Source organism: Plasticicumulans lactativorans, assembly GCF_004341245.1.
Lineage (GTDB): Bacteria > Pseudomonadota > Gammaproteobacteria > Competibacterales > Competibacteraceae > Plasticicumulans_A > Plasticicumulans_A lactativorans.
Map to the genome: position 1 here is coordinate 74,770 of NZ_SLWY01000015.1, position 26,317 is coordinate 101,086.

The following is a 26,317-nucleotide window of genomic DNA, read 5'->3' on the forward strand; positions in this document are numbered from 1 at the left end:
GCGCGTGCGGCCCGCGCGCCGCGGGGTCACGAACTGATGTACTCGCGCAGGGTCTCGGCTTCCTTGGCGGCCTCGTCGAGCTTGGCCTTGACCACGTCGCCGATCGACACCAGCCCGAGCAGCCTGCCGTCCTCGACCACCGGCAGATGCCGGAAGCGGCGCTCGGTCATCAGCGCCATCACCGAATCGACGGTGTCGTCGGGCTTGCCCACGACCACGCTGCAGGTCATGCGCTCCTCGACGCGCAGCGCCGCCAGGTCGACGTCGCCCTCGGCGTACAGCCGCACCACGTCACGCTCGGTGAAGATGCCGACGGGACACCCGCCGGCATCGGGTATCAGCACCGCACCGACCTTGTTCGCGTGCATCACCTTCACTGCCTCGGCGATCGAGGCCGCCGCGGACACGGTGATCGTACTGCCGCCTTTGCGCGCCAGCAGGTCCTTGAGCTTCATGGGCAATCCCCCCGTATTGTCGAAGTGGGCCGACACACGTCGGCGCACCCTCCGGGGTTTGCGCCGGCGCAGGGCTAGGACAATAGCACCGGGGTGGCAGACCGGCCACGGCCATCCCCGACGACGGCGTCGCCGGGGACGGGCCGCGCGGGCGGGCGGCTACGCGGCGAGGCTGAGCAGCAGGCCGTTCAGGCGGCGCACGAAGGCCGCGGGGTCGTCGAGGCTGCCCCCTTCGGTCAGCACCGCCTGCTCGAACAGCAACTGCGCGAGATCGGCGAAGCGGTCGCCGTCGGCTTCGGCATCGAGCCGGTCGATCAGCGGGTGGCCGGGGTTGAGTTCGAGCGTGGGCTTGCTGCCCGGCAGGCTCTGGCCCGCCTCCTTCAGCAGGCGTTCGAGGTGCGCGCTCATCGCGTGTTCGTCGACCACCAGGCAGGCCGGCGAGTCGGTGAGCCGGCTCGACATGCGCACGTCCTTGACGCGCTCGCCGAGCGCCTCGCGCACCCGCTTCACCAGCGGCTCGAAGCGCTCCTCGACCTGCTTGTGCTCGGCCTTTTCCGCCTCGGACTCGACGCCGCCGAGGTCGAGCGCGCCCTTGGCGACCGAGGCGAAGGGCTTGCCCTCGAACTCGGTCAGGTGCGACATCAGCCACTCGTCGACGCGCTCGCCGAGCAGCAGCACCTCGATCCCCTTCTTGCGGAACACCTCGAGGTGCGGGCTGTGCTTCGCCGCGGCGAAGCTGTCCGCCGTCACGTAGTAGATCTTCTCCTGCCCCGGCTTCATCCGCGCCACGTAATCGGCGAGGGCGACGCTCTGCTCCTCGGCATCCGTGTGCGTCGAGGCGAAGCGCAGCAGGCGCGCGAGCGGCTCGCGGTTCGCCCAGTCCTCACCCGGCCCTTCCTTGAGCACGCGTCCGAACGACTGCCAGAACTCGGTGTACCTGGCGGGCTCGTTCTTCGCCAGGTCTTCGAGCAGCCCCAGCACCTTCTTGACCGAGCCGGAGCGGATGCCGTCGATCACCTTGCTGCCCTGCAGCAGTTCACGCGACACGTTCAGCGGCAGGTCGTTGGAGTCGATCACGCCGCGGACGAAGCGCAGGTAGCGCGGCATCAGGTGCTCGGCGTCGTCCATGATGAACACGCGCTGCACGTAGAGCTTCACGCCGTGGCGCGAATCGCGGTCCCAGAGGTCGAACGGCGCCCGTGCGGGGATGTAGAGCAGCGAGGTGTACTCGTACTTGCCCTCGACGCGGTTGTGGGTCCACGCCAGCGGCTCCTCGAAATCGTGCGCGACGTGCTTGTACAGGGCCTTGTACTCGTCGTCGCTGACCTCGCTCCTGGGCCGGGCCCACAGCGCCGAGGCCTTGTTGACCTGCTCGTCGACGACACGCGGCGCGGCCGCCTCGCCCCCCTCCTCGCCGGCGTCCTCGGCGGGCTTGGGGGTGGCGAGCAGCACCGGCAGCTGGATGTGATCGGAATACTTGGTGATGATCGAGCGCAGCTTCCAGTCGCTCAGGAACTCGTCCTCGCCTTCGCGCAGGTGCAGCACCACCTCGGTACCGCGCGCCGCGTGCTCGACGTTCTCCAGCGTGTACTCGCCAGCGCCTTCGGACTCCCAGCGCACGCCGTGTTCGGCCCCGAGCCCGGCGCGGCGGGTGGTGAGGGTGACGCGGTCGGCGACGATGAAGGCCGAGTAGAAGCCCACGCCGAACTGGCCGATCAGGTTCGCGTCCTTCTGCTGATCGCCCGAGAGCTTTTCCAGGAAGGCCCGGGTGCCCGACTTGGCGATGGTGCCGATGTGGTCGATGACCTCCTGGCGGCTCATGCCGATGCCGTTGTCGCGCAGCGTCAGCGTGCGCGCGGCCGGGTCGACCGCGACATGGATCTTCAGCTCGCCGTCATCCTCGTACAGCGCGTTGTCGGTCAGCGCCTCGAAGCGCAGCTTGTCGCAGGCGTCCGAGGCGTTGGAGATCAGCTCGCGCAGGAAGATCTCCTTGTTCGAGTACAGCGAGTGGATCATCAGGTGCAGCAGTTGCTTCACCTCGGCCTGGAAACCCAGGGTTTCCTTGTGCGTATCGACGCTCATGGACGGTCCTCGAATGGCAGGGTGACGAAATGGGTCCTCCGACCCGTGATCGGCCGTGAAGATAGGGACGGAGCGGCCAATTTCAAGCCGGGAGGTCGCGCCGCGCCGTTGAACACGCCGCAAAGGGGAAGCGCCGCTCCGCTGGGCGATGGCGCCGCGATTGATCGAACGGCCGGTGTCCCTGCCGCCGCTACTCGTACCGATACCGCGCTCGCGGCATACTGCCCCCTTCCCCTCCAACCGGGATGCGTATGAACCTCTCGCCACTACGCGCCCTGCTGGCACCGCTCTGGCTGCTGTCGGTCGCAACCCAGGCCAAGTCGTTTCGCGACAACCCCGTGATCGGTTCGCGCCGCCTCAATGCCTGGGGACTCCATGCGGCACGGGTCAGCCTCGCTCACCGGATGGCGCGCGCGCGACGCGAACGGCTTGCCGACCGGATTCCGGCAAGCGACCGGCAGGCCTTCGAACGTGACGGATACATCATCCGCCCTGCCTTTCTGCCAGAGGACGAGTTTGCGCTGCTGCGCGATGCCCTGCTGCGCCATGAAAGCGAAGCCCGCGAGATGGTGCAGGGCGACACGGTGACGCGGCGGATCGCACTGGACGCCGCCACACTCAAGGCGCTGCCCGAGGCAGCGCGCGTGCTGCAGCATGCCGACTGGCGCGCACTGATCCGCTATGTAGGCTCGTTCGACCAGGAGCCTCTGGTCTACATCCAGACGATCCTCAACCACGTCCGCGCTGGCGCCCCCGACCCGCAGACACAGCTCCACGCCGACACCTTTCACCCCTCCGTGAAAGCGTGGTTATTCCTGACCGATGTCGCCGAAGACGGTGGCCCCTTCGTCTATGTCCCCGGGTCACACATCCTCACCCCGGCCCGGCTCGCCTGGGAGCGACGACGTAGCCTCGAAGCCGCCAGTCTGCGGGACAAGTACTCGGCTTCCGGCTCGTTTCGCATTGAACGCCACGAACTGGCTGCGCTCGGCCTGGGCGAACCACGATGCTTTGCCGTACCGGCGAACACGCTGGTGATCGCCGACACTTTCGGTTTCCACGCCCGGGGCCCCAGCACACACCCCTGCATCCGCATCGAACTGTGGGCCTATGGCCGTCGCAATCCCTTCTTGCCGTGGACAGGCCTTGCCCCCTTGTCGTGGCCGCCGCTGGCGGTGCGGCGCATCCCCTGGTTGTGGCGCCTGCTCGATCTTCGGGAGCAGCTGGGAGGACGCCGCAACCCCTGGCGACGCGCCGGTTCCCTGTGTCCGGATGCCCCCTGCGCTGGAATGACCCCCACCGCGCGGGCCGTCGATCCTTTGGGAACAGAAGCCCGCGAGGCCCGAGCACCGAGCGCTGCCGCCAGCGGCGTGTCGCCGGCAGATGATTGAGTCACGACGATAAACCGCAGGCGAGGCATCCGCCGGATGCCCAAAACCGGCATCCGCGACATCAACCGGCGGCACAGCGTTGTCGTGCCCCCGGTGACGATCCGGACCAGCGGCCGGCACCCGATCTGGTCCGCGGCCACCCCAGGCACCCGCGCCGAGCCCCGTCAGGCACGGGGTAACGGGGGGTGCCGCACATCGATCGTTCACGTCTTCACAAGGCCCGATGCCGCCATCGCGCCTTGAAAGACGGAATCCGCAGGCCCGCGCACGTCAGACAAGCGATGCTTCTACGGCCGGCGGGTGACGGCCTGCAGGCCTTGCCACTGCCACGCCGGGAGCACCCTGCACATCTTCGCGGGCCTCGCAGCGACAGACCCGCATCCAATCGACTTCGCTCAAACGCTTATAAAAGCTGCCGTTGACTTGCGTATGGCGGATCAGGTAGGTCCGAAAGCGGTGATAAAGCTTCATGTCGACGGCGCCCGGCTCACGCCAGAAGTCTTCCAAAGCCCCCTGAAAAGTCAGACCTGGCATGTCGTAGATCGCCCGCCCTAGCACTTTCAACGGCACGCGGTGGTACAGCACCGACATGCCGACGGTGCTGTTGACCATCACCGCACCACGCGCGTGGCGAATCAGCGTCGGCAGGTGCAGATCGTGGACGTAGAACACCCTCCCCGCGAGCCCGTGCTCGCGGGCAAGTCGCGCCAGCAGCTCGCCGTAATGGGTGTAACCGCGATCGAGTGGATGGTGCTTGAACACGAGGCTGGTATCGGCCGGTGCCGCGCGCGCGAACGACTCGAGCACCTGGGCGATGAACTCGGTCACCGAAACGAACCGTGAATGGTCGACGATCTGCGCATCGGTGTGCGTCTGCAGCGCCACCAGGAAGTAGCGCTGGTCGAGTTCACACGCGACGCGCGGCAAAAGCGACGCCTGCTCGCGGGCGAAGCGTCGCTTCCGCCACCACGCCCTGAGCCAGACCCCCACCTCCCCGCGCACCTTGAACGGCCGATGGTGCGCATAGCCGGGGAAGAAAGGCCGCAGCCAGCGCAGCGCCGCGACGTAGGCCATCGCGTGGCACGCCATCCGCCCGAAGGTCTGCCCGACCGGCTCCGGCATCGGCAGCGGCGCGTCGGGCAGGGCGCGGTAGAACGCCGGGTCGCGCGGCAGTCGCGAATGGCCGTTGACGCCCCACTCCTCGAGCGTCACGTAGTCGGGGCGCACGTAGCCCTCCTCGAATACGAACACCCGCACGCCGAGCGGCCCCGCCACCTGCGGCACGCAACGGTGCATCGGCCGGCAGTCACCGAACAGATAGATGCGCTCGATTCCGTGCCGGCGCAGGAACCCGGCCAGGAAATCGGGCCAGGCATCGACCCCGCCCCGGTAGGCCAGCGCACCGGGTCCGGGGTAGAACAGCCAGTCGCCGGCGTTGAAGTTGATCTTCCGCACCCGGTGTCCCTGCGCGCGCAGCAGGCGGGCGAAGCGTCGGAAGAACGGGCCGATCGGTCCTTGTAGCAACAGCACATCAGCCATGCGTCAGTCCTCTCCAGAGGTTCACCAACTTGCGCTGCTGACGAACCCACCACGGCGCGCCGAAACCCTGCGCCGCGGCCTTGCCTCTGTCCTCGATGATGGCGTCCACCGCGGCTTCAGCCGTCATGAACGCCCGCATACGATAGTCGTAATAGCGCGGGTAGTGCAGCAGCACCCCCGCGACCAGCTCATCCAGCGTCAGCCGGCGGTTGCGCCGCGCCAGCCGGTGCCGGTCGTCGGTCAGACCCCAACCAGCGTAGAACGGCAAGCCATATACCACGACGCGTCTGCCGCGCAGCAGTGCCTCGAAGCCGACCAGCGACGTCATCGTGTGCACCTCGTCGGCCAGCGCCAGACAATCGGCCAGCGGCGCATCCGTCACCACCGCATCGCACAGTCCGGCCAGCGTCTGCACCGACACCTGTCCGCTGCGGTTACCGCTGAGCACGTCGGGGTGCGGTTTGTAGATCAGGAACGCCTGCGGCAGTGCGCCGCGCGCCGCGCGCAGGAGTGCTTCATTGGTGCGCACGTCGACGCAGCCGAGGCGGATCGAGGCGTCATCCTCCACCTGTCCCGGCACCAGCACCACGCGGCGACCGGCTGGCAATGCGGGCAGGCTCCCCCCGCGAAACGCGGCATTGTACTTGCTGACCCCCTGTTCGAGCAGCCGTTGCCGCAATGCCGCTCCACGGGCGAGATCCTGTGGCGAAAATGCCGCATGTTGCAGGATGTGCTCCAGGTCGCTCGGTTGGCGCGGATCGAAGTAGATGCCACGGCGGTCGACCACCAGCGACAGCGGTCGGATGAAATCCGAACCCAGCCCTACCGAACGGATGAAGCCGTCCTCGACCCGCTCGGGGTGGATACCGAGCCCGTCAGCGAGTGCCTGCAGGCCGGGCACCTCGCGGAAACCCCATACGAGCATGCGGTCGCCGTGCCGGATGCCGAGCCGGCGCGCATGACGCACGCTGCGAACGAAATGCACCGCGTTGCCCGGCGCCTTCAGGAACCCGCGCACGTAACCGCGCTTCCAGGGCGTGAAGCCGAAGCAGAACAACCGTCCACGGTTGGCGTTGACGTACTGTCGCTGCAGCGCCAGGTGCTCGATCACACGCTCGATCTCGCAGCGCTGCCCGCTCGCCGGGTCGACATAGCGCGGATACAGGAGATAGGCCGCGGCGAAGATATCGAGCACGCTGCGCACGCGCGTTCGCCGCGGGCACTGCATGCGGTCGTCAGTCACCCCCCAGCCGGCATAGAACGGCATGCCGAAACACGTCACCGGTTTGTCGAGCAGCAGCGCCTCGAACCCCATCTGCGAGGTCACCGCATAGACGTGGTCCACCTGGCGCAGCAGCGAAAGTGGGCTCACATCCTCGCTTATCCAGCGCACCCCTGCTCGTCCGCGTTCGGCCGACAGACAGCTCGCCTTCTTGCCCGCGATCACATCGGGGTGGGTTTTGATGTAGATATCCGCGCCGGGGTGCTCACGGCACGCGGCACCGAGCATCTCGCCAAAGCTCGCCGCGCTCGCCAGGCCGTAGCGGATCGAATCGTCGTGCGCGGTCTGGTCGATCACCAGCACGCGCTTGCGACCGCTGTCCGGCAACAGCCCGGGCGGCGCATCGGGGGCATGGTTGTATTTGCTCAGGTTGTTATCGACGATCGAGCGCATCACCCGCGCGGCCCGAACCAGCAATTCCGGTGCGAATGCCTCACCGTTCAGCAATTGCTCGAGCCGCGACGGCCGCGTCGCATCGAAATAGATGCCGACCTCGTCGACCACCAGCGACAGCGGCGCCGCCCCCTGCCGCCCCAGCCCGACCGAGCGCAGGAAACCGTCTTCCAGCCACAGGCATGGCACACCATTGCGCTCGGCAAAACGCGCAGCGCGCTCACCGCTGGGTTTGCGCCCCCAGCCTGCCGCGGCTTTCACAGAAGCAGTACGACTGATTGGTCCGAACTTGGTCGCTCCTCCTAAAAAACGCCCAATCAGCCCCTGCCACCACAGACGGAGCCCGAATACACCAATCGCACTCATGCCGCAGCCCGCCGACAGGCAAGCCGCCCCACCCTCCCCAATAACTCGCAGCAGGCTTCCACTCTGCTCCATTCACTGCCAATACTTCGAACATCACACATCGAAGAGACGACATCAGGGTGCGCCCCACCCATCGTTGCCAGTGGCGTGCCGCCGCATGAGCGACAAGTACCACGCGACGCCGAGAAAATTGGCTGGGGGCGCATCATTGCCACAACGTTGACATCTCTCGTCCTCGTCTCTTCCACGCGATCATCATTAACTCCAATTCAAGGGAGTTTGGAATACCCGGTGCAGGTATGGTAGGCCAGATGTCGCTTGTCCACGGCCTCGACAAGCACGCGGATTACGATGCCAACGCTCTTCAGCCTTTCACGTTGAGGCGTGCCGCATACTCTTTTGTGCGCAAATAAAGTTGACGGGTCTTCTCGCGCTGCTGTGCAAGTTGTTGCACCAAATCCGTGTTGCGCTGCTTGCAATCAGCCAGTTTTGACTCCAGGTACTCGACCCGTCGCTGGAGTCTCCCGATCTGTTGTTCCGACCCGCCCTTGTTCAACCAGCGTTTTGTCAACCCAGAGAGCCATCGCCCGGCACCACATACGGTATCAAGCATGTGCGCTCCCTCACTCAGAAACCAGCAAACCAGCAGTTGCTCTACTGCCACCAGCCTCTGTATCCGCGAGGCCGCGAAAAGCCGAAACCATGTGCGGAGTGAAGCCGGAACGACGTTTCCAATTAAACAGAAACTCCCCACCATTCTGCGCGCCACCGTACATGATGAAGCGCAAGCCTCGGGTGAGATCATCACGCTGCTCCGATACCCACTGGATCACCTCATGGTGTAACAGAACTAGAACGCCCTGCTTCAGGTGATCACCGTGACCGAGTATCTGCGAATAGATAACAAGATCACCGATTCGTCTAAGTGAGATATACGCGACCAAGCGTTCATCGACTTGAACCGAACCCTGCATGTGCCCCGGATCACTGATGAAAGTGCCAAAGGTCAGACCCCAGTGGTACGGACAGGCTGGTCTTTTCACCTCGTAACGAACTTTGGGCGCCCCGCCCATTTCCTCCACACTGCGCAGATAGGCACCGCGCATTGCTCCCCCCGACCGCTCGGGCTTCGAGTGATTTATATCGCAAATGTCCGGAATGAATAAACGCGAAGCGTACTGCTTCACGTAATAGCCCTGCGAAATCGCCTTGCGCTTCTCTCGCAAGCGCTCGCCCTTGCTGAAACTCTTGCGGATATGTGCCTCCCAAGCCGTAAAGCTCGCCACATCACCTGTTGCGATGAGCATGGGCGTAAAGCGAGGAACCACATTGGTCGCTGCAATCTCAGGATGCGTGAAGTACTGAGCAAAAGACCTGAACGCTGCATCGACCGAGGCACTACAGGCGGGCACGCACTCCGGACTGTCTTGCCTGTAACTGACAGTGACGCGCGGAATATCCACCACCGCTGCTGTTGTCGACGTCAACTCCAACGCGCCGCCAACGGTAACCCTGGAAGTAATCTCTGCTCCCTTGGCTGGTGTCGTTGGCGACTTCACGGCTAACCGCGCTACCGTGCCTGCATTCGGCTGCACATCCCTTCCAGCCAGAACCACCGATGTGGCAGCCGATGGGTCGCCTGTCTCTCGCCGCACCAAGTGCCGACGCAAACCGCGCTGCCAAGCGTTCTCAAGCATCTTCAGATAGGTTGCCCCCGTGAAGTGCAGAGTCAACCCAGGGCCGCACGACCCCACATCGGCCGGATCAAGATCGTCCTTTGCCAGCGGCGCCGCGAAATACACGCCATTTCTCTCTGCCGCGACCAGTTCACCCAATCGGTAGTATTCACGCCGTTTGTCGAGCTTAGGATAATATTCGACTGGCTGATTCAGGATGACAACAGGCACGTCCGGATTCTTTAACCGAACATGGTCGATGATTCGGCAGGTCGCTTCCACAGATTCGGTCAACGACATCCAGCCAATGCTCTCGAATTGCTCAGTCAACTCCTCGCGTCGACGCACAAACTTCGGATGGATCCACAGCGACCAGCCCTCACTTCGGTGTCGCCACAACTCAAAGTTCATGTCTGCGTAGGTATCGATCAACAGCAAATCGATGTTTTCAGCATCCAGTACCGAGCGCTCGAACTGCCCAACATAATAATGTTTCAGCGTAGCCGGCATAGTTGCGACGTCAGACAACTCTAGACCGCGCTGCCGACTCGAGAGCACGCCTCGCAATGCATCGACGAAACATGCCGAAGGAGATTTTTCGTTGATAATCAACTCCACCCCTCGCGGGAACAACTGCTTGTTCAGAACGATTGCACGTCGCGAACAACAGTCACCACGCACCGCGATACGAAACGGCTTGCCGTCCGCCCGCATGAACCTCGGCGTTGGTGAATCCACAATCGACATCTCGGCAGGAGCGGTCTCCACAGCGTTCTGCGGAACCGCCAAACCCGCAACCGGAGCTGCTATGAATTTCGGCGAACCCTGGCCATCCAGTGCCTTCCACCAATCCGGATGGATCAATGCGATGATCTTTCTAGCTGAGCCGAGAAGATCACTGAATATCGTTGGCACGAAGGTATCGAAATGCTCCCCACACACGATCATCCGTGAACCCACATCCGAAATATAAATATCGCGCTTCAACGAATAAGCTTCGTACTCTAGCCCCAAATCCTGCATTCGCACACTGAACAGGGAAAACGCATCCCCTTCTTCGAAAGTGATATCGCGCGGCACACTCTTGGTTCGCAGGCATTCCGTGAATATCTCGTAGTTGCTTAATTGATGTGTGCGTGCGAACCGGGATCCGTGTGATGCCGATCCCGATATCGGAATTTGCGCACCACGGAAATACGTAATCTGCTCGGCAATCACATCTGGAATTACACGTCGCAACTTGCGACTTAATTGTAAAAAATCATTGTGCAACCCTATCTCGTGGCCTAATCCAGCGATCTCCTGAGCCACTTCACGCAGTCTATCGTTTTGCCGGATGTATTGCCCTACGATGGAACCATAATAATTCTCATCACAACCGTAGTCCCCTGGGGGCAACAGAAAATACGTCGCACGCACCCCGAGTTCGTGCTCAATACGCGCCATTTGCAATGCAACTTCCAGTTTATGATCGACATCATGACGCACGCAGCAGTACGTATCTGCAGCACCTTGCCGTTTCCATGCATCCTTGTGCGTAAGAGAAGGCAAACCCGTCTCGAGCAAAACCTCCAAGAACATCCGATATGAAGCGACTTTTGCGCGTCCATCCATGTACAGGTCGTTCGCATTCATCATGATGTCAAATTCCTCGCAGAATCCAGCCAGGATCGGCCAGTTCTTTTATCGTAACGACGGCTGCAATACCGCCAAGATACCGTATGCATTCAGCGACGGCACCAATTCTAGGAATTTCTCACACTGAAACTTGGCAAAACTATCCCTTGATCTGAATGCGCAATGCGCAGAAGTAGCCGAGGACTGACATCGGCTCGGGTCGCCTGCCCAGTACTTGCAGCCAGTGGTCTGGCAACGTTTGTTGTCGCAAGTCGCCCAGTCGCGCCAGACCGACAAGGCCTGCTGTTTGACTTCTAGCACATCCGACAGGCGGGCGATCTCTGCCAGCAGCAGTGCGACCGAAGCGGAGTGATTCTCGATGCGCTCGGCCTCGCCAGCATGTGATGTCCACTGTGGGTCCAATTTTCCGAGATAACCACGATTACCATTATCGCGTTCCCAGATATCAGAACGAACGCTATCCAACGCAATCTTTATCAAAGTGTCGTCATGTGTCGCTTTGCCGAGTTGTGCTGCCCCGAAGGCCACAAAAATGTTCATATTGCGAATGTAACGATTGGCATCCGCGACGCTATCGCTAGTCGCGAAGTAAATGCATTCCTTACAGGGCACCCTCTCGAGACGCAATTTGCTCCAATACAGCATGACTTCTCTGCCAGCCGCGAGCAGGTCGGAACGCTGCATCAGTTCGCCCGCCCTCGCCATGCAGGCGATACCAAGCCCGGATTGGAATGCGTAGACTGTGGTCGGTCCTTCGCACGCAGGCTTACTACCGGCAATTGATTCGCCGCTCACACAGGATCGATCACTGCTCGCCGACGACCAACCGATCGGCCTGCCTGTCCGCGTGGAGCGCACTGCATCGCGAAGCATCTCGTCCGCAATGTCGGCTAGTCGGCTGCCTGCCTCCTTAATCCCCAAATCCGCAAGGGCAGCAGCCGCCAAGCAGTCCCAGCCAAGATCATTAGCCGAGCGCTCGGGTTTCATCACAGCACGCATGAAGCCATCGACAGCGGCCGACACCTTAGCTTGTGTCGCGCTACTGAGGTCGGCGGTCGCGTGCGCCAGATCGCCCCTCGGGGCCGCCATTGCGGGCCAAGAAAAACTGGACATCGTCAGCACAAGGCTGGCAATAACAAGCCTGTTCTTCATGAACATTTTCCTGCGTATGGCAGCGCTCACTGTATCAAGAGCGCAAACTTACTAACTTTTTCGCTTGTAGCATCATTTAAATCCAGATGCCGATCAGCCTTAAAAACAGCAATACACAAACCACCCGAAACAACATTTCTTTCGAAAAAACCAGCAATTACAAAATTAACCAACTGCAACTGTCACAACCGGTGCCGCTCAAGCCAATAAATGCAATTACTCAGCGATCTGCCATGAATCCATCATCGCCCGCATCCTGCGCTGATCTCGTCCCTTTCATGAGCCACAATACGCTGCTGCCAGCGAGGCTGATACGCTCAATTTCTAATTCGTCGACCAAACTGCCATATCGACCACGCACTTCGTCAGCATTACGGAAAAAACGGATATGGCCGAATGCGTCGAAGTTCGGCACGGAGGCGATAATGTACACACCGACAGGTAAGCTTGCGAAGATTTCGCGATCATGCTCCACATGCTCAAGCACTTCGGTACATACCACTGCGTCGAATCGAGGTAGTTCTGAAAAATCAGCAACCGGAAGTTCACACCGCTCGAACAGGTATTGCGGGCAGCGTTGCCGTGCACGCGACACGGCCACATCACTGAAATCCAATCCCGTGTAACTGATCGTAGGCAAATGGGCAGCGATGAACTCCGCGAACTGCCCGGGCCCGCACCCCAAGTCGATAACACAACGGGTGTCACGCTTGCCCAGTGCATCTACGATGCGCTGCCAGACCGGTGCGTACTCGCTGCTCTCGGCTGGGCATGCATATTTCTTGGACTCCGCGAAAACTGCATCGTAGTACGCTGACGATGCAACCCGCGAACCGCTTTGAATCTGCCTCAGCACCTCTGCATGGGCACTACGCACTGCAAAGTCTTCCTGTAAAACCAGAGCGCGACTGTAAGCTTCGGCGGCCTCAGACAATTCATTCAGAAGCACCAGCGATCGCGCCAAACGCAGCCACCAGCCACGCTGCCCCGCATCCGTCTGCAGGGCAATACGAAACTCCGTTACAGCCTCCCGATAGTCGCCACGCTGGAAAAGCGCAACTGCAAGCGCTCCGTGATATGCCGCCAACTCTGGTCGTAGTGCAACAGCCTTGCGATAGCACTCGATAGCCTGATTCCATTCTTGGCGCTTTTGATGCAGCATGCCCTTGTTACGGCAAAAACCCGGATTTGCAGGCGCAAGAATTAACGCTCGGTCGAGCCATTCTTCAGCGACCACTTCTTGTCCGAGTGCCATATGAGCCTTGTAGGCATTGGCAGCGAGGCTCACTGGCACCTGCGCATCGGCGGGTACCGATTTAAGGGTGGCCGCGACCTCTGTCCAAGCGCCAGCGGCAACCAATGCTCTTACTTCGGCATCAAGTTTTTTCAACACCGCACAAGTAGCGACAGTCATCACTCATGATTCTCGCCGCATACAATCATCATACATGTCATCCTCCTGCCACCCTGAAACCATGCCACACACTGACTGTGCAGTCACCCTCCGTTCTTGATACTTACCCGACAATGAAAACCCTTCGCGATACTGGCGAAATACTCCGGATAAGTTCTGTATTGTCCCTGCATCTCTTGAGCTTTGGATCTGATACACGGATATTCGCCATCAACCGCTCGCTGCACCATCCAGCGTGCCAACTGCGCAGGTTTTCGTGTCAGTTCCGCGGGAATCACCAATCCGTTACCGTCACGCTCCACCACCCCTGACAGCCACTGATCGCTGTTGACCAGAACGGGGATACCGAGTGCAATCGACTGATAATATTTATTGGGCGATGCCAATCTATAGCTCAAACACACATCTTCTATCACGCACCACGAGAATACGCATGGATGTTCGGATACCACCTCGCACAGTCGCCCTGCGTAATCTTGGCCGTAATATGCACGTAGATTCGGTGATGAAAGACGCCCTTCGTACTCTGCCCCGACCTTGCCGATGATAAACAGTGACGCAGTAATTCCGACATTCATTCCGAGCAGTTCCAGCAGCAGATCAAGTGACCTTCCAGACACACAGGCACCAACGTAAACAAGGTGCACTCCATGCTGCAGCGTGGGGATGGAATCCTGCACGACTCCGGATCGTACGTAGAACGCGTTGGGCATTACCTCCAGTGGAATATTGCCATACAGTTTGGCCAGGGCGTCGCGCACCCCTTCACCAACAACGATGGTCAGCGAACTACGTAAAACGCCACACGATTCGAATGCATATATCCAGAAAATCCGAATCCAGGCATTCTTTCGGCGTCGATGCAGATTGAACTCATGGCTGTCATAGATAATTGGCGTAGTGTTTCGAGTGCAGCCCATGGCATAAATGAGGGCCTGCAGATCATTCGCGATAATCAGTGCATGCTTGCGCTCCCTCGCTACACGACGTTCATGCATGATGCCATTTACCAACGGATTCCAAACATCCCTGGCAAAGCACCCGAACAGTGGGATACGTGTCGTCGGATATTCACCGAGTCGATATTCGTGGCAGAACCTGTACAACTGCGGCAGCCCTGCGAACGCTCGGCAGAAAGTGCGGAGCACACAAGCGAAAGCCCGCACAACGACCCTCACGTCTATGCGGGGAGCGGCAGTCACCGGTATTTCCACGGCATCCACGGACAGTCCGCGCGCCTCCAACTCAGCGATCTGCGCGCGAACACGCCTGTCATGCTTGATCGGCTCAGTTGTCAGGACGAGCACATCGAGCATTTCCTCGATCGCCGCATCACTCAAGCGACATCACCCGCATTCTAAACAATGACACGAAACCAACGCCTCCTCTGATCACACCGCCCATCGATCATTGCGCATGTCAGCAACCACCAAGCGGGCGGAATGCCGAGGTCGGTTGAAATGAACTGCGACTCCTCGGAATGTCTGTAATCCCCATTGAGTCATCACAGTCGATGACGCACCCGTTAAACGATCGACTGGATCGCATACCGCTTCAGTTTCATGAATCGACAAACGAGGTTTTCGACACTCATGGATGAACAGGGGTCTCTGCATACATTCGCTGCGGCTGTCGTGTCAGTCTCGAATAGATATCGAGAAGACGATTGGACTGTGTTTCCCAAGAATACCTCTCGGACAACGCATGCATCCGTTGCTCGTCCATGCACAGTCGAGCCTTCTCTCTGAGCATTCTCGAAATGCAGTAGACCAAGGCCGCCTTGTCTTCGAAATCGACAATTTCGCCGTTACCATTTTCGATGAGAAATTCACGTATTTCGTCGAGTTCATTAGAAATGATCGGCACGTTCGCAAACGACATCTCGAACAACTTGTTCGGCATACAATACCGATAGGAAAGCGTAACCGGCTCCACCGAGATGATACCGATGTCCGCACCACGGATATAATCAACAACCTGATCAAACGGGACCGGAGGCATAATTCGGAAGCGCCCCGCAACTTCGAGCTTCTCCGCTTGGCGGCGCAGCAACGTTCGCGTCTTTTCGTCGCATGGTCCGACAGTGGCAAAGATCACGCCTTTCAATTTTGGCAATAGCGCCAGCATATCGCCGACTCCACGCCCCTGAGTGACCTTGCCGACGTAGATAAAGAGCGGTGTCTCAGGCCCAATTCCGATTTCCGTACGAATGTGCCTGGAGCATGGCCTAATGAGCGGTGAGTTGTAGATGATGTTGATATCCTCACGCCCTAGATGTGCACCCAGTTCTTCACCGACCTTACGCCCGACCGTGTTCACTGCTGCAGCACGACGTCCGTACTTTGCTTCGACGTGTGCCACCCAGCGCTTCTGCAGAAACGGCAGAGGTGGATTGCGATGAACCTCCAACTCATGCGCGTCGTAGACGACCTGCGCGCCGCATTCGCGCGCGGCATCATGCGCCGTCTGCAGGCAGATAAGATCATGGGCGTGAATAATATCGGGCCTAACTGCCACCACGTGCTTGGCGAACACCCGACTGAACAACGAATATTTGACAAATGGCGTGAACCGCTTGGCAATGAATGCACCTATCGGCCGGAGGATCCGGCGATTCAGCAGACTGAGCGGAAAAGCTTCCAGCAATAATTGGGCTGGGCGCCATTCAAGACGGTGGTAAATGATTGAACTCTGATTATCGAACGACGGCGTATCGACCGACAACGTACCGAACACATGCACTTCATGACCGGCATTTGATGCAGCCAAGGCCATCTTGATGACGCGGGCATCGCTCACGCAAGGATTGGAAACAATGATAGCAATTCTTGTCATGATCACGCTCCCTCACCGCCCGAGGTCTGTAGACTGGGGCCACTGACGGATGCCAGCACCACGCGACGGATCTCGGCGAAAGTCCTCTCGACGTTCTCGCGGCTACTGTCGATGTCAAGCGACACAAACTGCGACGCGTTGAGCAACGCTATCATGTCGTCAGCCCGCTCCTTACGGGCGATCGCAGTTCTGAGAGCGATGGTTGCACGCGCGTCGCCCCAGATGGAGAGTGCGGTGATCAGGATGAGCACGACGATCAGGGCGAGCCAAGCAGCATGGGACTCCCACTCGGTCGGCGCGACGCTGATCTTCCAAGCAAACAATCCAGCGATCGAGAGGCCACAGATAACCGATAGCAGGGCCGCTACTCGATAGAGCAACGACCACCATCGTTGCACTCGGATGATTCGATTGGTAGCGCTCAGAGCATTCCTCAGGGCATCGGCCGCATTGTCGACGCGGACTTTGATCTCCTGTTGGATCTTTTCGACGCGCTCCTGCTCCCTGCGAACCTCACTCTGAGTGATCTTGATCTGTGCCTCGACCTCTCGAAGTTGCTCCACCAACCGCCCGTATTCAACTGCAGACGACTGCGCCTCCTGATTGCCAGCCACTACTAGGTTGCTGTCGGCCGAGGATTTTCGCAGCACGCTCTTCAGTTGATCGGCCATACGCAGCAGCGCATGAAGACGATCGTTGCGCATGACCGAGATAGCAGTTGGTGCGGCCTGCAAGGATTTTCCCGTGTGCCTCTGCGATTCGGTCTCGTCGTCGATCTCCAGCGTATTTTTCGAACCTCGCGCGCCCTCGAAAGTTGCCCCTTCGGTTATGGCGCCGACCAATATCGCATCAGTCAGATCAGCATCCCTGAAATTTGCGCCATCTAACTCGCACCCGCTCAATATGGCCCGCCTGAGCGCAGCACCTTTCATCTGGACGTTCTGCAAAGATGCCTGCGTCAAATCCGTCGAATGAAAGATAGCCCCGTCGAACCAGCCGGCATCAAGTACGGCCGAGGCCATGTTGGCCCTGGAGAATCGGGCTTTCCTTGCATTTACGCTGGTCAGGGAAGCAGTTCTCAGTATTGACGACTCAAAGTTGACCCCCTCAAGGATGCAGTGATCCAGACGCGCACCGGTCAGATCCGCTCCCTCAATCGTCGCCCCCGCGAGGTTGGCACCTTCAAGGTCTGCACTTTGCAATTCGGCGTAGGCCAGATTGCATCTGGTCATGTCAGCGCCGGCCAGACGGGTTGACTGCAGATTGGAGCGTTCGAGATTGGTACCGATCAGTACTGCCTCGCGAAGATCACGCCCGGCGAGGTTAGCAAAGCGCAGGTCATAATTGCTCAGAATGGCTTGCCGGCCCTCGGCCCGACAGGAGGCAAGCCACTGGGCATGTTGATCGAGAATTCTGTCAATTTCCTGCTGCATCATGATCTCGGTACTGGGTGTCAGGCTGATCGGCTGTTGTCGTCGATCCGAAAGCCGCACGTTTTAGAAGACGTCACCTATATCTGACCGACACGGCCAGAAATCGCTCCGCCCCATCAAGCGATGGAATCATTATCCAAGCTGGAATGAACCTTCGCTGCAAGCCGTGTTTCTTAGAAACCGTCCGATGCATGTGGCGTGAAGCGGGCACACAGCATCGCCGTATGACTCACACCGGTTCGCTGCCCTCCCGGCTGCCCGCAGATGAGTGAGGAACATGCCATCAGATGGTCGCCGTAAGTACCTCAACCACCTGCCGCTGTTCCATCTCGGTCAGATAGGGATGCATCGGCAGGCTCAGCACCCGCGCCGCGGCACGTTCCGCCAGCGGAAAATCGTCCGTCTTGCCACCCAATCCGGCGAACGCCGGCTGCAGGTGCAGTGGCACCGGGTAGTGCACCGCGGTCGGAATGCCGGCCTCCTTCAATCTGGTCTGCACCGCCTCGCGGTTTTCGACCTCAATGGTGTATTGCGCGTAAACGCTGCTGCAGCCCTCGGCCAGCACCGGCGTGCGCACATGGCCTTGCAGCAATTCGCTGTAGCGCGCACCGAGGCGCTCGCGGGCCGCCACCTCGTCGTCGAACACGTCCAGCTTGGCCAGCAGCACCGCCGCCTGCAGCGTGTCGAGACGCCCGTTCAGGCCGATGCGCGGGTGATGGTAACGGCGATCCTGGCCGTGCACGCGCAACTCGCGCATCCGCTGGGCCAGATGATCGTCGTCGGTGAACAGTGCGCCACCGTCGCCGTAGCCGCCGAGCGGCTTGGACGGGAAGAAACTGGTCGAGCCGATGGTCGACAGCGCGCACGACTTGCACCCCTTGTAGGTTGCGCCAAAGCTCTGTGCGCCATCCTCGATCACCGCCAAACCGTGGCGTGCGGCGATGGCGTTGATGGCGTCGAAATCCGCGCACTGCCCATACAGGCTCACCGGCATGATCGCCCGGGTCTTCGGTGTGATCGCCGCTTCGACCCGGTTCGGGTCGAGGTTGTAGGTGCGCGGGTCGATGTCGACGAACACCGGTTTGGCACCGGCCAGCGCGATCATTTCGGCGGTGGCGATGAACGTGAACGGGCTGGTGATCACCTCATCGCCCGGGCCGATGTCGAGCGCCAGCAGTGCGATCAGCAGCGTGTCGGTGCCGCTCGAGGCGCCGATGCAGTGCTTGACGCCGGCGTAGGCGGCCAGCCGTTCTTCGAGTTCGCGTACCTCGGGGCCCAAGATGTACTGGCCGTGCTCGAGCACCGCGCGGATGCGCGCGTCGACGGCGGGCTGGATGTGGCGGTACTGCGCCTTCAGGTCAATGAATTCCATGCAATTCGTTCCGTGATGGGGAGCCGGGCGGCGAGCCCAGAAGCTCAAACTTCGATCAGGGTGCAGACGCCACCGACCAATCGGTAGCGGTCACCGGTGTGCGGGCACACCGCTTCGCCTGCGCCGTCCGCCGGCAGCGGCAAACGTTCGCCGTGACGGCTCATCCAGCCGATCCGCCGTGCCGGCACGCCGACCATCAGCGCGAAGTCGGGTACATCACCCTTGACCACGCTGCCGGCACCGACGAAGGCGTAGCGGCCGATGGTGACGCCACAGACGATGGTGCAGTTGGCGCCCAGCGTCGCGCCGCGGCGCACCACGGTATCGCGGTATTCGTGCTTGCGCTCGACCGCCGCGCGCGGATTGTAGACGTTGGTGAACACCATCGACGGGCCGCAGAACACGTCGTCTTCGAGCGTGACATTGTCGTACACCGAGACGTTGTTCTGGATCTTGACCCGGTCGCCGATCACGACCCGGTTGCCGACGAACACGTTCTGCCCGAGCGAGCAGCCGGCGCCAATCCGCGCGCCGGCACTGACGTGCACCCAGTGCCAAATGCGCGTGCCCGCGCCAATCTGCGCGCCCGCGTCGACGATGGCGGTTTCGTGAACGCTGTAGTCCGCCATCGCTTAGTAGTCCAGCGGCAGCGATACGCGCCGACCATCACGGGCCGACGTGTAAGCGGCGATCAGCAGCTCCAGCGAATGCAGGCCCTCGCGTCCGTCGGTCTCGGGCTCGGCTTCGCCGCGCAGCACCTGGATGACGTTGTCGTAGTACAGCGGGTGGCCGAAGCCGTACACCGAGGTGGTCTCATAGCTTGCTTGGCGCACCCACTCGTCGTCGAGTTGCCGCTCGGCGAACTCCCAGTGCTGCACTTCGTTGACCGCGACCCCGCCGACGCGCACCGTACCCTTCTCGCCGATGATGGTGATCGAGCCTTCGAGGTTCTTCGGGTAGGTCAACATCGTGACGTTCATCGAGCCGAGCGCCCCCGAGCGCCACTTGATGCTCATCACGCCGCTGTCCTCGACTTGGATGTCGCGCTCGAGTGTGGCGGTATACGCCTGCACGCTCTCCACCGGACCGATCAACCAGTCGAGCAGGTCGACGTAGTGGCTGGCCTGGTTCATGAAGGCCCCACCGTCGAACTCCCACGTGCCGCGCCATTTGGCACTGTCGTAATAGCTCTGCGGCCGCGTCCAGAAGACGTTGATGTTGACCATGAAGATGCGCCCGAAGCGCTTCTGTTCGACGGCGCGCTTCAACAGTTGCAGCGTGGCGTTGCGGCGGTTCTGTTTGACCACGAACAGGTGCACGTCGGCTTCATCGCAGGCCTTGACCATGCGTTTGCCGTCGGCCCAGCACGTCGCCATCGGCTTCTCGGTCATCACGTGGCGGCCGGAGCAGGCCACCTGGATGGCCTGCTCCGGATGCAGCCCCGAGGGCGTGGCCAGCACCACGATATCAGCGTTGGACTCGGCCAGTAGCCTGCTCAGGCTGGCATAGCCTTGCACGCCGGTGCGCTCGACGGCTGCCGCCAGTGCCCGTGGATCGGTGTCACATACCGCCACCAGTTCGGCACGCTCGCGGTGCACCTCCAGCGCCTCGATGTGATTCTTGGCAATGCGCCCGCAGCCCACCAGGGCAAAACGGATCTTGCGTTTGGTAATCACGGATCGATTCACGAACATCGCCACTCCTTCATGTCTTGAGCCGAACGACGGAATGCAACGGCCCACAACCGTCCCGTCGACGGCATCCTTACGGCAGCATGTGCTTGGCGTCGATCAGCCCGGCATCGGGCTTGCCAGCATGTGGATCGCCTCGGTACCACGGCCTCGAACTCGCGATGGCCGACGATGACGATGAGCGCGTCGTATCGCCCGGCAATCAACGTCCCGATCGGGTGACCGCCATATTGGTGCTCGGCCCCTGCGGCATCGATCCACGGGGCGTAGACCTCGATCCGGACGTGGAACCGCTTCAGCTCCCGGGTGATGTCCACCGTCCAGGTGGTATGCAAATCCGGGCAGTTCTCCTTGAAAGGCCAACCCCAGCATCAGGGTGTGTGCGCCGGCCGCGGCGAACACCGCCTCGGCGTCGATGCCGAGACGGTTAAAGATCGACGCCAGATCATTGATCCGCGCGATACTGACATCGCACTCGAGGCTTTCGATCGCCTTGGCCGCCTCGGCTACTTTGATCGAGTTGGTTTGACGGCTGCCAGCGCTGATGGCGACTCGGCACAGCACTTCGACGAGCGCCGCCGCCTCCGCGGTCAAGCCCATATTCACTTCATCAGGCGTCATTTCGTTGTCCTTCCTAACAAAGACGCGTGCCGGGCTGAACAGGCCCAGGGTGCCCCCGGTGGCTCACAGATCCAGCGCCACACCCGCCGCGACGGCGATCTGGTAGAGGATCTGCGTGACATCCTTGACGAACTGCATGTTCTTGGTTTCAACCTTGGGCATCACCAGAACCTGGTCGCCCGGCTTGACCTCGCCACTTGCCTCTAGGGCGACGGCGCCGTTCGGATGCATGACGACGATGCGCCCCGGATCACCACGGTCGGTGAACCCGCCGGCACGCGCGATGTAGTCCTTCACGCCCAGGCTGGATAAATACACCACGGCCTGCGGGATCAGCACCTCGCCGCCGATCACGACCAAGTCGCTCTTCTGCGGGATCACGATGACATCGCCGTCCTCAAGCCGCACGTCGGCGAGGCGCCCGCCTTCGCTGACCACCACCTTGCCCTGTGGCTGCACCTGCCGCGCGCGCTGCACGAACTGGCTGACCAGCTCGGCCTCCTTGATCCGGATGTTGGCTTCACCATCGGAAGAGGCTGGCGCCGTGTAGACCACCTGCTCCAATCGGCGCAGCGCCTCGTCGAGGACTTCCTTCTGCTGGCGCACCACGCTCTTGCGGCGGATATAGACCGCGGCCGTATCGGCACTGACCGGATCCACGGCGATGTGGTCCAGCAACTCGCGCAGCGTGGCATCGCGGCGCACGGCATAAAACGAGGGGCCGAGATAGCTGCCTTCGACACTGATGTCGATCACCTGCGCCAGTTCATCGGCCTCGAAACGCACGCGATCGCCGTCGCGCAGGCGCTGGCTGCGGAAATCGGCGATCGGCACGTAGGCCGAGAAGGGGCCGCTGACGCGGTTGCCTGATACCGCCACGTGCGAGGCGCTCGCCAGCGGCCGCGTGACGTCGACGATCTCGGCGCCAAGCGCCTCCTGGCCGGCGAATTCAAAGCGGAACGGATTGCGCGCCGAGCCCTCGACGACCACGGTCAGGCCCTGGGGTTCGACCAGAATCACGTCGCCGTCGGCGAGACGCAGGTTCGGCACCTGACCCTCGCGCAGGAAGCGGTACAGATCGACGCGCGTGATCTCACGGTTGGCGCGCAGCACGCGGATCTTGCGGTAGCTGCCGCGTTCGGGATCGATCCCACCCGCGCGATGCACAAAGGACAGGATGCTGTCGGTCGGCAGGCCGGAGTACTGGCCGGGCCGCAGTACCGGGCCGGTGACGTAGACGCTGACCGGCGTTGCCGTGAGGACGTTGACGTACACCTCGACGTTCTGCGTGTACACCGAGCTGATCTTGCTGCGCACGACCGCATCAAGGTTACCCGCCCGCGTGCCGGCCACCTTCACCGGCCCGACATTGGGAATGAAGAGGTTGCCTTGGGCATCGACCACCGACACCTCATCGACGGTCACCGCACCCCACAGGCGCACCGCGACGCGGTCGCCCGGGGCGAGCACGTAGTCCGGCGTCAGGCCGTCGCCGCGTTCGGCCTGGAATGCGCCGGCGAACAGGTTGGCGCCGAACGGGGGCGGTAGTTGCCCGGCGAGTTGAGGCAGGCTCTGCGGCGGCTGCGCCGGCGCGGGCAATACCGTCGCCATCGGCTGCGGTACCGCTGGCGCAGCACTGACCGGCGAGGGCAACACCGGTCGTGGCTGCGCGGCGACGGCCGCCACCGCCAGCCAGAACGAGAGGCCAAGGCCGGCCAGGAGTGCGCGGAAATTCGTCATACCCATCCTGCGTGATCCTTGATGGCGGCGACCGCCAGCGCGCCGATGCTCCAGGCCATCAGCGCAGTGAAAAACACGGTGATCACCCCGAGCACCCGTTGCGGCTGCTCGGCCTGCTCGGGCAGATGCGGCTGCACGAACGCAACCAGATAGCGCTGCTTGCGGCCAGCCTCGGCGCGCGCGGCTTCGAGCGAAGCCAGCGCGGTGGAGTAGAGCTTCTCGGCGAACTCGCGCTCGATCATCAGCTTCTCGTAATCGCCCACCAGCCCGCTGCTGACGCCGCCACTGCCACCGTCACCGGCCAGCCGCGCACGCTCATCCTTGATCTGCTGCCTCAGCGCATTGATGCGCGCCTCCATCGACACCACCGTCGGAGTGCCCGGCTTGAGGTAGGCGCGCGCGGCCGCAAGTTCTGCCTGGCTCTTCGCGAGCTCCCCCTCGAGTTCGGCGATGATACCGAGCCGCGCCTCGGCCGAACGCGCCGGATCAAGCGACTGGCGCTGCTCGCGGAAGTGCGTCAGCGCGGTGCGCGCTTCGCTGACGCGCCCCTGCGCGTAGCGGACCTCCTCTTCGGCGTATGCCACGGCATCCTTCCGGGCGCGCTCCGACAGGCGATTGACCAGGCTCTCGCTGGCGTCGACGACGGCTTGCGCCACGCGCACCGCATCCTCAGGGCGGAAGGCCGCAACCTGTAGCGTGGTGATGCCGGAAGTAGCGTCGAAGTTGACCTCGACGCGCTTGCCCCAGTACTTGACGACGTCCTCAATCGGTTCCCCCGGAGCCAGCCGGGTGAACCAATCCGCCTCAGGCCGATTGAAGATCGCCCGCAGGTCGACCCCCTGCTGCAGCGCCTCGACGGCTTCACGCGAGCGGACGTAGTCCTGAACCACCAGCGCGTCGGCAGCCGCACCGCCTTGGGCCGGCACGCCGAGGGCACCGAGCAGGTCCGGCACCACGGCTTGGCTGCCACGCACGGCGATGCGAGCCTCGGCGACGTAGCGGTCGGCCGCGAGCAGTCCGTAGAAGAGCACCGCGAGCAGCGTCGGCAAGCCGATGCAGAGCACGGCGGACACCCCCAACGGCCCCACGCCACGGAGGCGGCGAACGAGCCTGCGCCAGCGTCGCTCGGACGACAGCGCCTCGGGCGGCAGCGGTGCAGTCATGCGGCCAGTTCCTCGTAGAGCGCGACGGCCTCGTCCATGTCGTCGTAGAGGGTGAGGCAGCCGCCGCTGAGGATGGCGGCGACCTCGCAGTGCTCGCGGATGATCGACATGCTGTGGGATACCATGATCAGATCGGAGCGCGCCTTGCGCTCCTGGAAGGCTTCACGGCATTTCTTCTGGAAGCGCCTGTCGCCAACACCGATGATTTCATCGACGAGATAGCACTCGAAGTCGATCGCCATGCTCAGTGCGAAGGCGAGCCGCCCCTTCATGCCCGAGGAGTACGTCCGCACCGGCATGCGCAGGTAGCTGCCGAGTTCAGCGAAATCCTCGACGAAGGCGGCGACACGGCCGATGTCGGCGCCGTAGATCCGGCAGATGAAACGCAGGTTCTCGACTCCGCTGAGGCTGCCGTTGAAGCCGCCCGAGAAGCCCAGCGGCCAAGACATGCGCACATTGCGGCGGATGGTGCCGGTGTCCGGCGGCTCGGTGCCGGCGATCATGCGCAGCAGCGTTGATTTGCCGGCGCCATTGAGACCGAGGACACCGATGCTGCGGCCCCGCGGAATCACGAGATCGGTGCGTGCCAGGATTCGCTTGGCACCTTCGCGATTGCGGAAGGCCTTGGACACGCCGCGGAACTCGACCATGGATTTCATGCCTGCATCGCCTTGCGGCGGGAGACACGCTCGGCAGCGAGCCCGAGGAAGCACAGCACGAGCGTCCAAGCGAGCACGTAGGCCCGATCGAGGTGCTGGGTGTCGAAGCCCGGGAAGAAGCCCGAGCGCAGCCACTCGATCAGATGCAGCAACGGATTCCACAGCAGCCAGTCGCGCGCCGGCTGCGGCAGGTTGGCTGCCGTATAGAAGACGCCCGAGAAGAAGTACAGCGGCCGCATGACCGCGCTGAATACCTTGGCATACGCCGGCAGGTAAGCAGCGATCGCCGCATTGAGCATCCCGAAACCGCCCCCCAGGAACATGAGCGTGGTCAGCGCAGCGAGCACCTCGAGCGGACGTGATGGCAGCGCCACCCGGCCGGTCGCGGCAAGCCCGAGCAGCAGCACGACCAAGACCAGCACCATCGTCGCCGCCTCCAGCACGATACGGGCCAGCATCAGATCGAGCGGTGTCACCTGCGGATAGCCGAGCAGCGCCAGATTGCCGCTCACGGCATTCATCACGCGCGCAGCGAGGTTCCTGAACATCAGCCAAGGCACGATGCCGGTGACGAAAAACAGCCACAATTCGCCGCTGACGGGCGAGCGTCGTCCCAGTGCGGTGAACATCAGCAGCAGGACACCGATCTGGAGCAGGGGTTCGGCCAGCGCCCACAGATAACCCAGCCGGTGTTTGCCGAAACGCGTGCGCGTCTCGCGCAGGATCACGGCCAGGATCACGCGCCCCTGGACCTGCAGCGCCTGCCCAACGACGTGGGCGTCTATCGTCATCGGCCGATCGTGTTGGCGAGGATGGAGCGCGGCATACGCCAGCCTTCCGGTGTCGCGCAGGCGACGCGCAGCTGCTGCGCGGCACCGGGCCCCGCTGCTGGCGCCGACACCCGGAGTCGACGGCATTCGCGGCCGCTGGCCGAGGTGTAACGCTCACCGGCGGTGACACGTACCCTCTGGCCGTCGAACGCCAGCGTACGCGACTCGCCGACCAGGGCGTTGGCGAGGAAACCGTCCACGCCAGCATCCGCAGACGCCGGGTCGCCGCCCACAGGCGGCGCCGACGCCGTGGTCATGGCCTGTGGATCCGTTGCGAAGGCACATCCGCCTAAGGCAGCGGCCATGGCAAGACACAGAATGCTGCGGAACACGATCATTGTCCTGAATGCGAATAAGCCCGGCACACTCATCCGCCGGCCAGCTCGATCAACCACGAGGGCATCGCGCCCGTAGCGACCTCGCCAATCTTCGCCTGATCTTCGTTGCTGTGGATTTGCTGCCCTCGGCCGGTACAGTCCCGGAACTGAGGAAAGTCAGGATGCATCAAGGGAGCGATACGCTAGCACAGCTTGAGACGATTCGACACGATCCGTCGCGTCACGACAGCAAACGCACACGCCTGAG

The 26,317-nt window shown here is 62.0% G+C and carries 21 protein-coding genes and 1 pseudogene; 1 reads left to right on the forward strand and 21 read right to left on the reverse strand.

Features of this window, described 5'->3' with window-relative positions; all coding sequences use genetic code 11:
* Positions 1–26 precede the first annotated feature (26 nt).
* On the reverse strand, positions 27–455 hold the full coding sequence (locus EV699_RS14260; RefSeq protein ID WP_132543904.1) for a CBS domain-containing protein: 429 nt from the start codon (positions 453–455) through the stop codon (positions 27–29).
* Between the two features lie 159 nt (positions 456–614).
* Positions 615–2,537: a molecular chaperone HtpG gene (gene htpG, locus EV699_RS14265; RefSeq protein WP_132543906.1), complete on the reverse strand. Its 1,923-nt coding sequence runs from the start codon at positions 2,535–2,537 to the stop codon at positions 615–617.
* Between the two features lie 251 nt (positions 2,538–2,788).
* Here htpG and EV699_RS14270 point away from each other — a divergent pair, with 251 nt between their 5' ends.
* Positions 2,789–3,928: a phytanoyl-CoA dioxygenase family protein gene (locus tag EV699_RS14270; protein WP_132543908.1), complete on the forward strand. Its 1,140-nt coding sequence runs from the start codon at positions 2,789–2,791 to the stop codon at positions 3,926–3,928.
* A 270-nt stretch (positions 3,929–4,198) separates the two neighbouring features.
* On the opposite strand, the gene EV699_RS14275 is transcribed toward EV699_RS14270, so the two are convergent.
* The 19 genes and pseudogenes from EV699_RS14275 to EV699_RS14365 form a co-directional block, all read right to left on the reverse strand.
* Positions 4,199–5,467 (reverse strand): capsule biosynthesis protein, encoded by a 1,269-nt coding sequence (locus tag EV699_RS14275; protein WP_132543910.1) that lies wholly within the window; start codon positions 5,465–5,467, stop codon positions 4,199–4,201.
* Positions 5,460–7,508 carry a capsular polysaccharide biosynthesis protein gene (locus EV699_RS14280; protein WP_165904152.1) on the reverse strand — a complete coding sequence of 683 codons (2,049 nt, stop codon included), beginning with the start codon at positions 7,506–7,508 and terminating at the stop codon, positions 5,460–5,462. Before EV699_RS14280 ends, EV699_RS14275 begins: the two co-directional genes overlap by 8 nt.
* A gap of 364 nt (positions 7,509–7,872) precedes the next feature.
* Positions 7,873–8,121: a hypothetical protein gene (locus tag EV699_RS14285; RefSeq protein WP_132543915.1), complete on the reverse strand. Its 249-nt coding sequence runs from the start codon at positions 8,119–8,121 to the stop codon at positions 7,873–7,875.
* Between the two features lie 10 nt (positions 8,122–8,131).
* Positions 8,132–10,822: a polysaccharide deacetylase family protein gene (locus EV699_RS14290; RefSeq protein WP_132543917.1), complete on the reverse strand. Its 2,691-nt coding sequence runs from the start codon at positions 10,820–10,822 to the stop codon at positions 8,132–8,134.
* Positions 10,823–10,867: 45 nt separating this feature from the next.
* Positions 10,868–11,974: a hypothetical protein gene (locus tag EV699_RS14295; RefSeq protein WP_132543919.1), complete on the reverse strand. Its 1,107-nt coding sequence runs from the start codon at positions 11,972–11,974 to the stop codon at positions 10,868–10,870.
* Positions 11,975–12,194: 220 nt separating this feature from the next.
* A complete protein-coding gene (locus EV699_RS14300) occupies positions 12,195–13,388 on the reverse strand; it encodes a tetratricopeptide repeat protein (RefSeq protein ID WP_243662687.1) in 1,194 nt (397 codons plus the stop codon).
* 83 nt (positions 13,389–13,471) lie between these two features.
* Positions 13,472–14,728, reverse strand: coding sequence for a glycosyltransferase family protein (locus tag EV699_RS14305; RefSeq protein ID WP_132543923.1), 1,257 nt, complete (start codon positions 14,726–14,728; stop codon positions 13,472–13,474).
* Positions 14,729–14,978: 250 nt separating this feature from the next.
* Positions 14,979–16,223 carry a glycosyltransferase family 4 protein gene (locus tag EV699_RS14310; RefSeq protein WP_132543925.1) on the reverse strand — a complete coding sequence of 415 codons (1,245 nt, stop codon included), beginning with the start codon at positions 16,221–16,223 and terminating at the stop codon, positions 14,979–14,981.
* Between the two features lie 2 nt (positions 16,224–16,225).
* Entirely contained in the window at positions 16,226–17,659 is a 1,434-nt protein-coding gene (locus EV699_RS14315; protein WP_132543927.1) for a pentapeptide repeat-containing protein, read from the reverse strand.
* Positions 17,660–17,939: 280 nt separating this feature from the next.
* The gene (locus EV699_RS14320; protein WP_132543929.1) at positions 17,940–19,028 is read right to left on the reverse strand and encodes a DegT/DnrJ/EryC1/StrS family aminotransferase; all 1,089 of its coding nucleotides are present in this window, start codon (positions 19,026–19,028) and stop codon (positions 17,940–17,942) included.
* Positions 19,029–19,072: 44 nt separating this feature from the next.
* Positions 19,073–19,657, reverse strand: coding sequence for an acyltransferase (locus EV699_RS14325; protein ID WP_132543931.1), 585 nt, complete (start codon positions 19,655–19,657; stop codon positions 19,073–19,075).
* A 3-nt stretch (positions 19,658–19,660) separates the two neighbouring features.
* Complete coding sequence (locus EV699_RS14330) at positions 19,661–20,722, reverse strand: Gfo/Idh/MocA family protein (protein ID WP_132543933.1); 1,062 nt, start codon at positions 20,720–20,722, stop codon at positions 19,661–19,663.
* Positions 20,713–21,036: a hypothetical protein gene (locus tag EV699_RS20540; RefSeq protein ID WP_424450038.1), complete on the reverse strand. Its 324-nt coding sequence runs from the start codon at positions 21,034–21,036 to the stop codon at positions 20,713–20,715. The genes EV699_RS14330 and EV699_RS20540 overlap by 10 nt, the downstream gene beginning before the upstream one ends.
* Positions 21,037–21,103: 67 nt before the next feature.
* Positions 21,104–21,340: pseudogene (locus EV699_RS20545) on the reverse strand (Vi polysaccharide biosynthesis UDP-N-acetylglucosamine C-6 dehydrogenase TviB); the annotation flags it as partial.
* 63 nt (positions 21,341–21,403) lie between these two features.
* Complete coding sequence (locus tag EV699_RS14345; protein ID WP_132543939.1) at positions 21,404–23,080, reverse strand: polysaccharide biosynthesis/export family protein; 1,677 nt, start codon at positions 23,078–23,080, stop codon at positions 21,404–21,406.
* Positions 23,077–24,243 carry a KpsE/RkpR family capsule polysaccharide export protein gene (locus tag EV699_RS14350; RefSeq protein ID WP_132543941.1) on the reverse strand — a complete coding sequence of 389 codons (1,167 nt, stop codon included), beginning with the start codon at positions 24,241–24,243 and terminating at the stop codon, positions 23,077–23,079. Before EV699_RS14350 ends, EV699_RS14345 begins: the two co-directional genes overlap by 4 nt.
* Positions 24,240–24,893: an ABC transporter ATP-binding protein gene (locus tag EV699_RS14355; protein WP_132544033.1), complete on the reverse strand. Its 654-nt coding sequence runs from the start codon at positions 24,891–24,893 to the stop codon at positions 24,240–24,242. Before EV699_RS14355 ends, EV699_RS14350 begins: the two co-directional genes overlap by 4 nt.
* A gap of 5 nt (positions 24,894–24,898) precedes the next feature.
* A complete protein-coding gene (locus tag EV699_RS14360; protein ID WP_165904153.1) occupies positions 24,899–25,693 on the reverse strand; it encodes an ABC transporter permease in 795 nt (264 codons plus the stop codon).
* The gene (locus EV699_RS14365; RefSeq protein ID WP_243662683.1) at positions 25,690–25,989 is read right to left on the reverse strand and encodes a DVU3141 family protein; all 300 of its coding nucleotides are present in this window, start codon (positions 25,987–25,989) and stop codon (positions 25,690–25,692) included. Before EV699_RS14365 ends, EV699_RS14360 begins: the two co-directional genes overlap by 4 nt.
* Between the last annotated feature and the right edge of the window lie 328 nt (positions 25,990–26,317).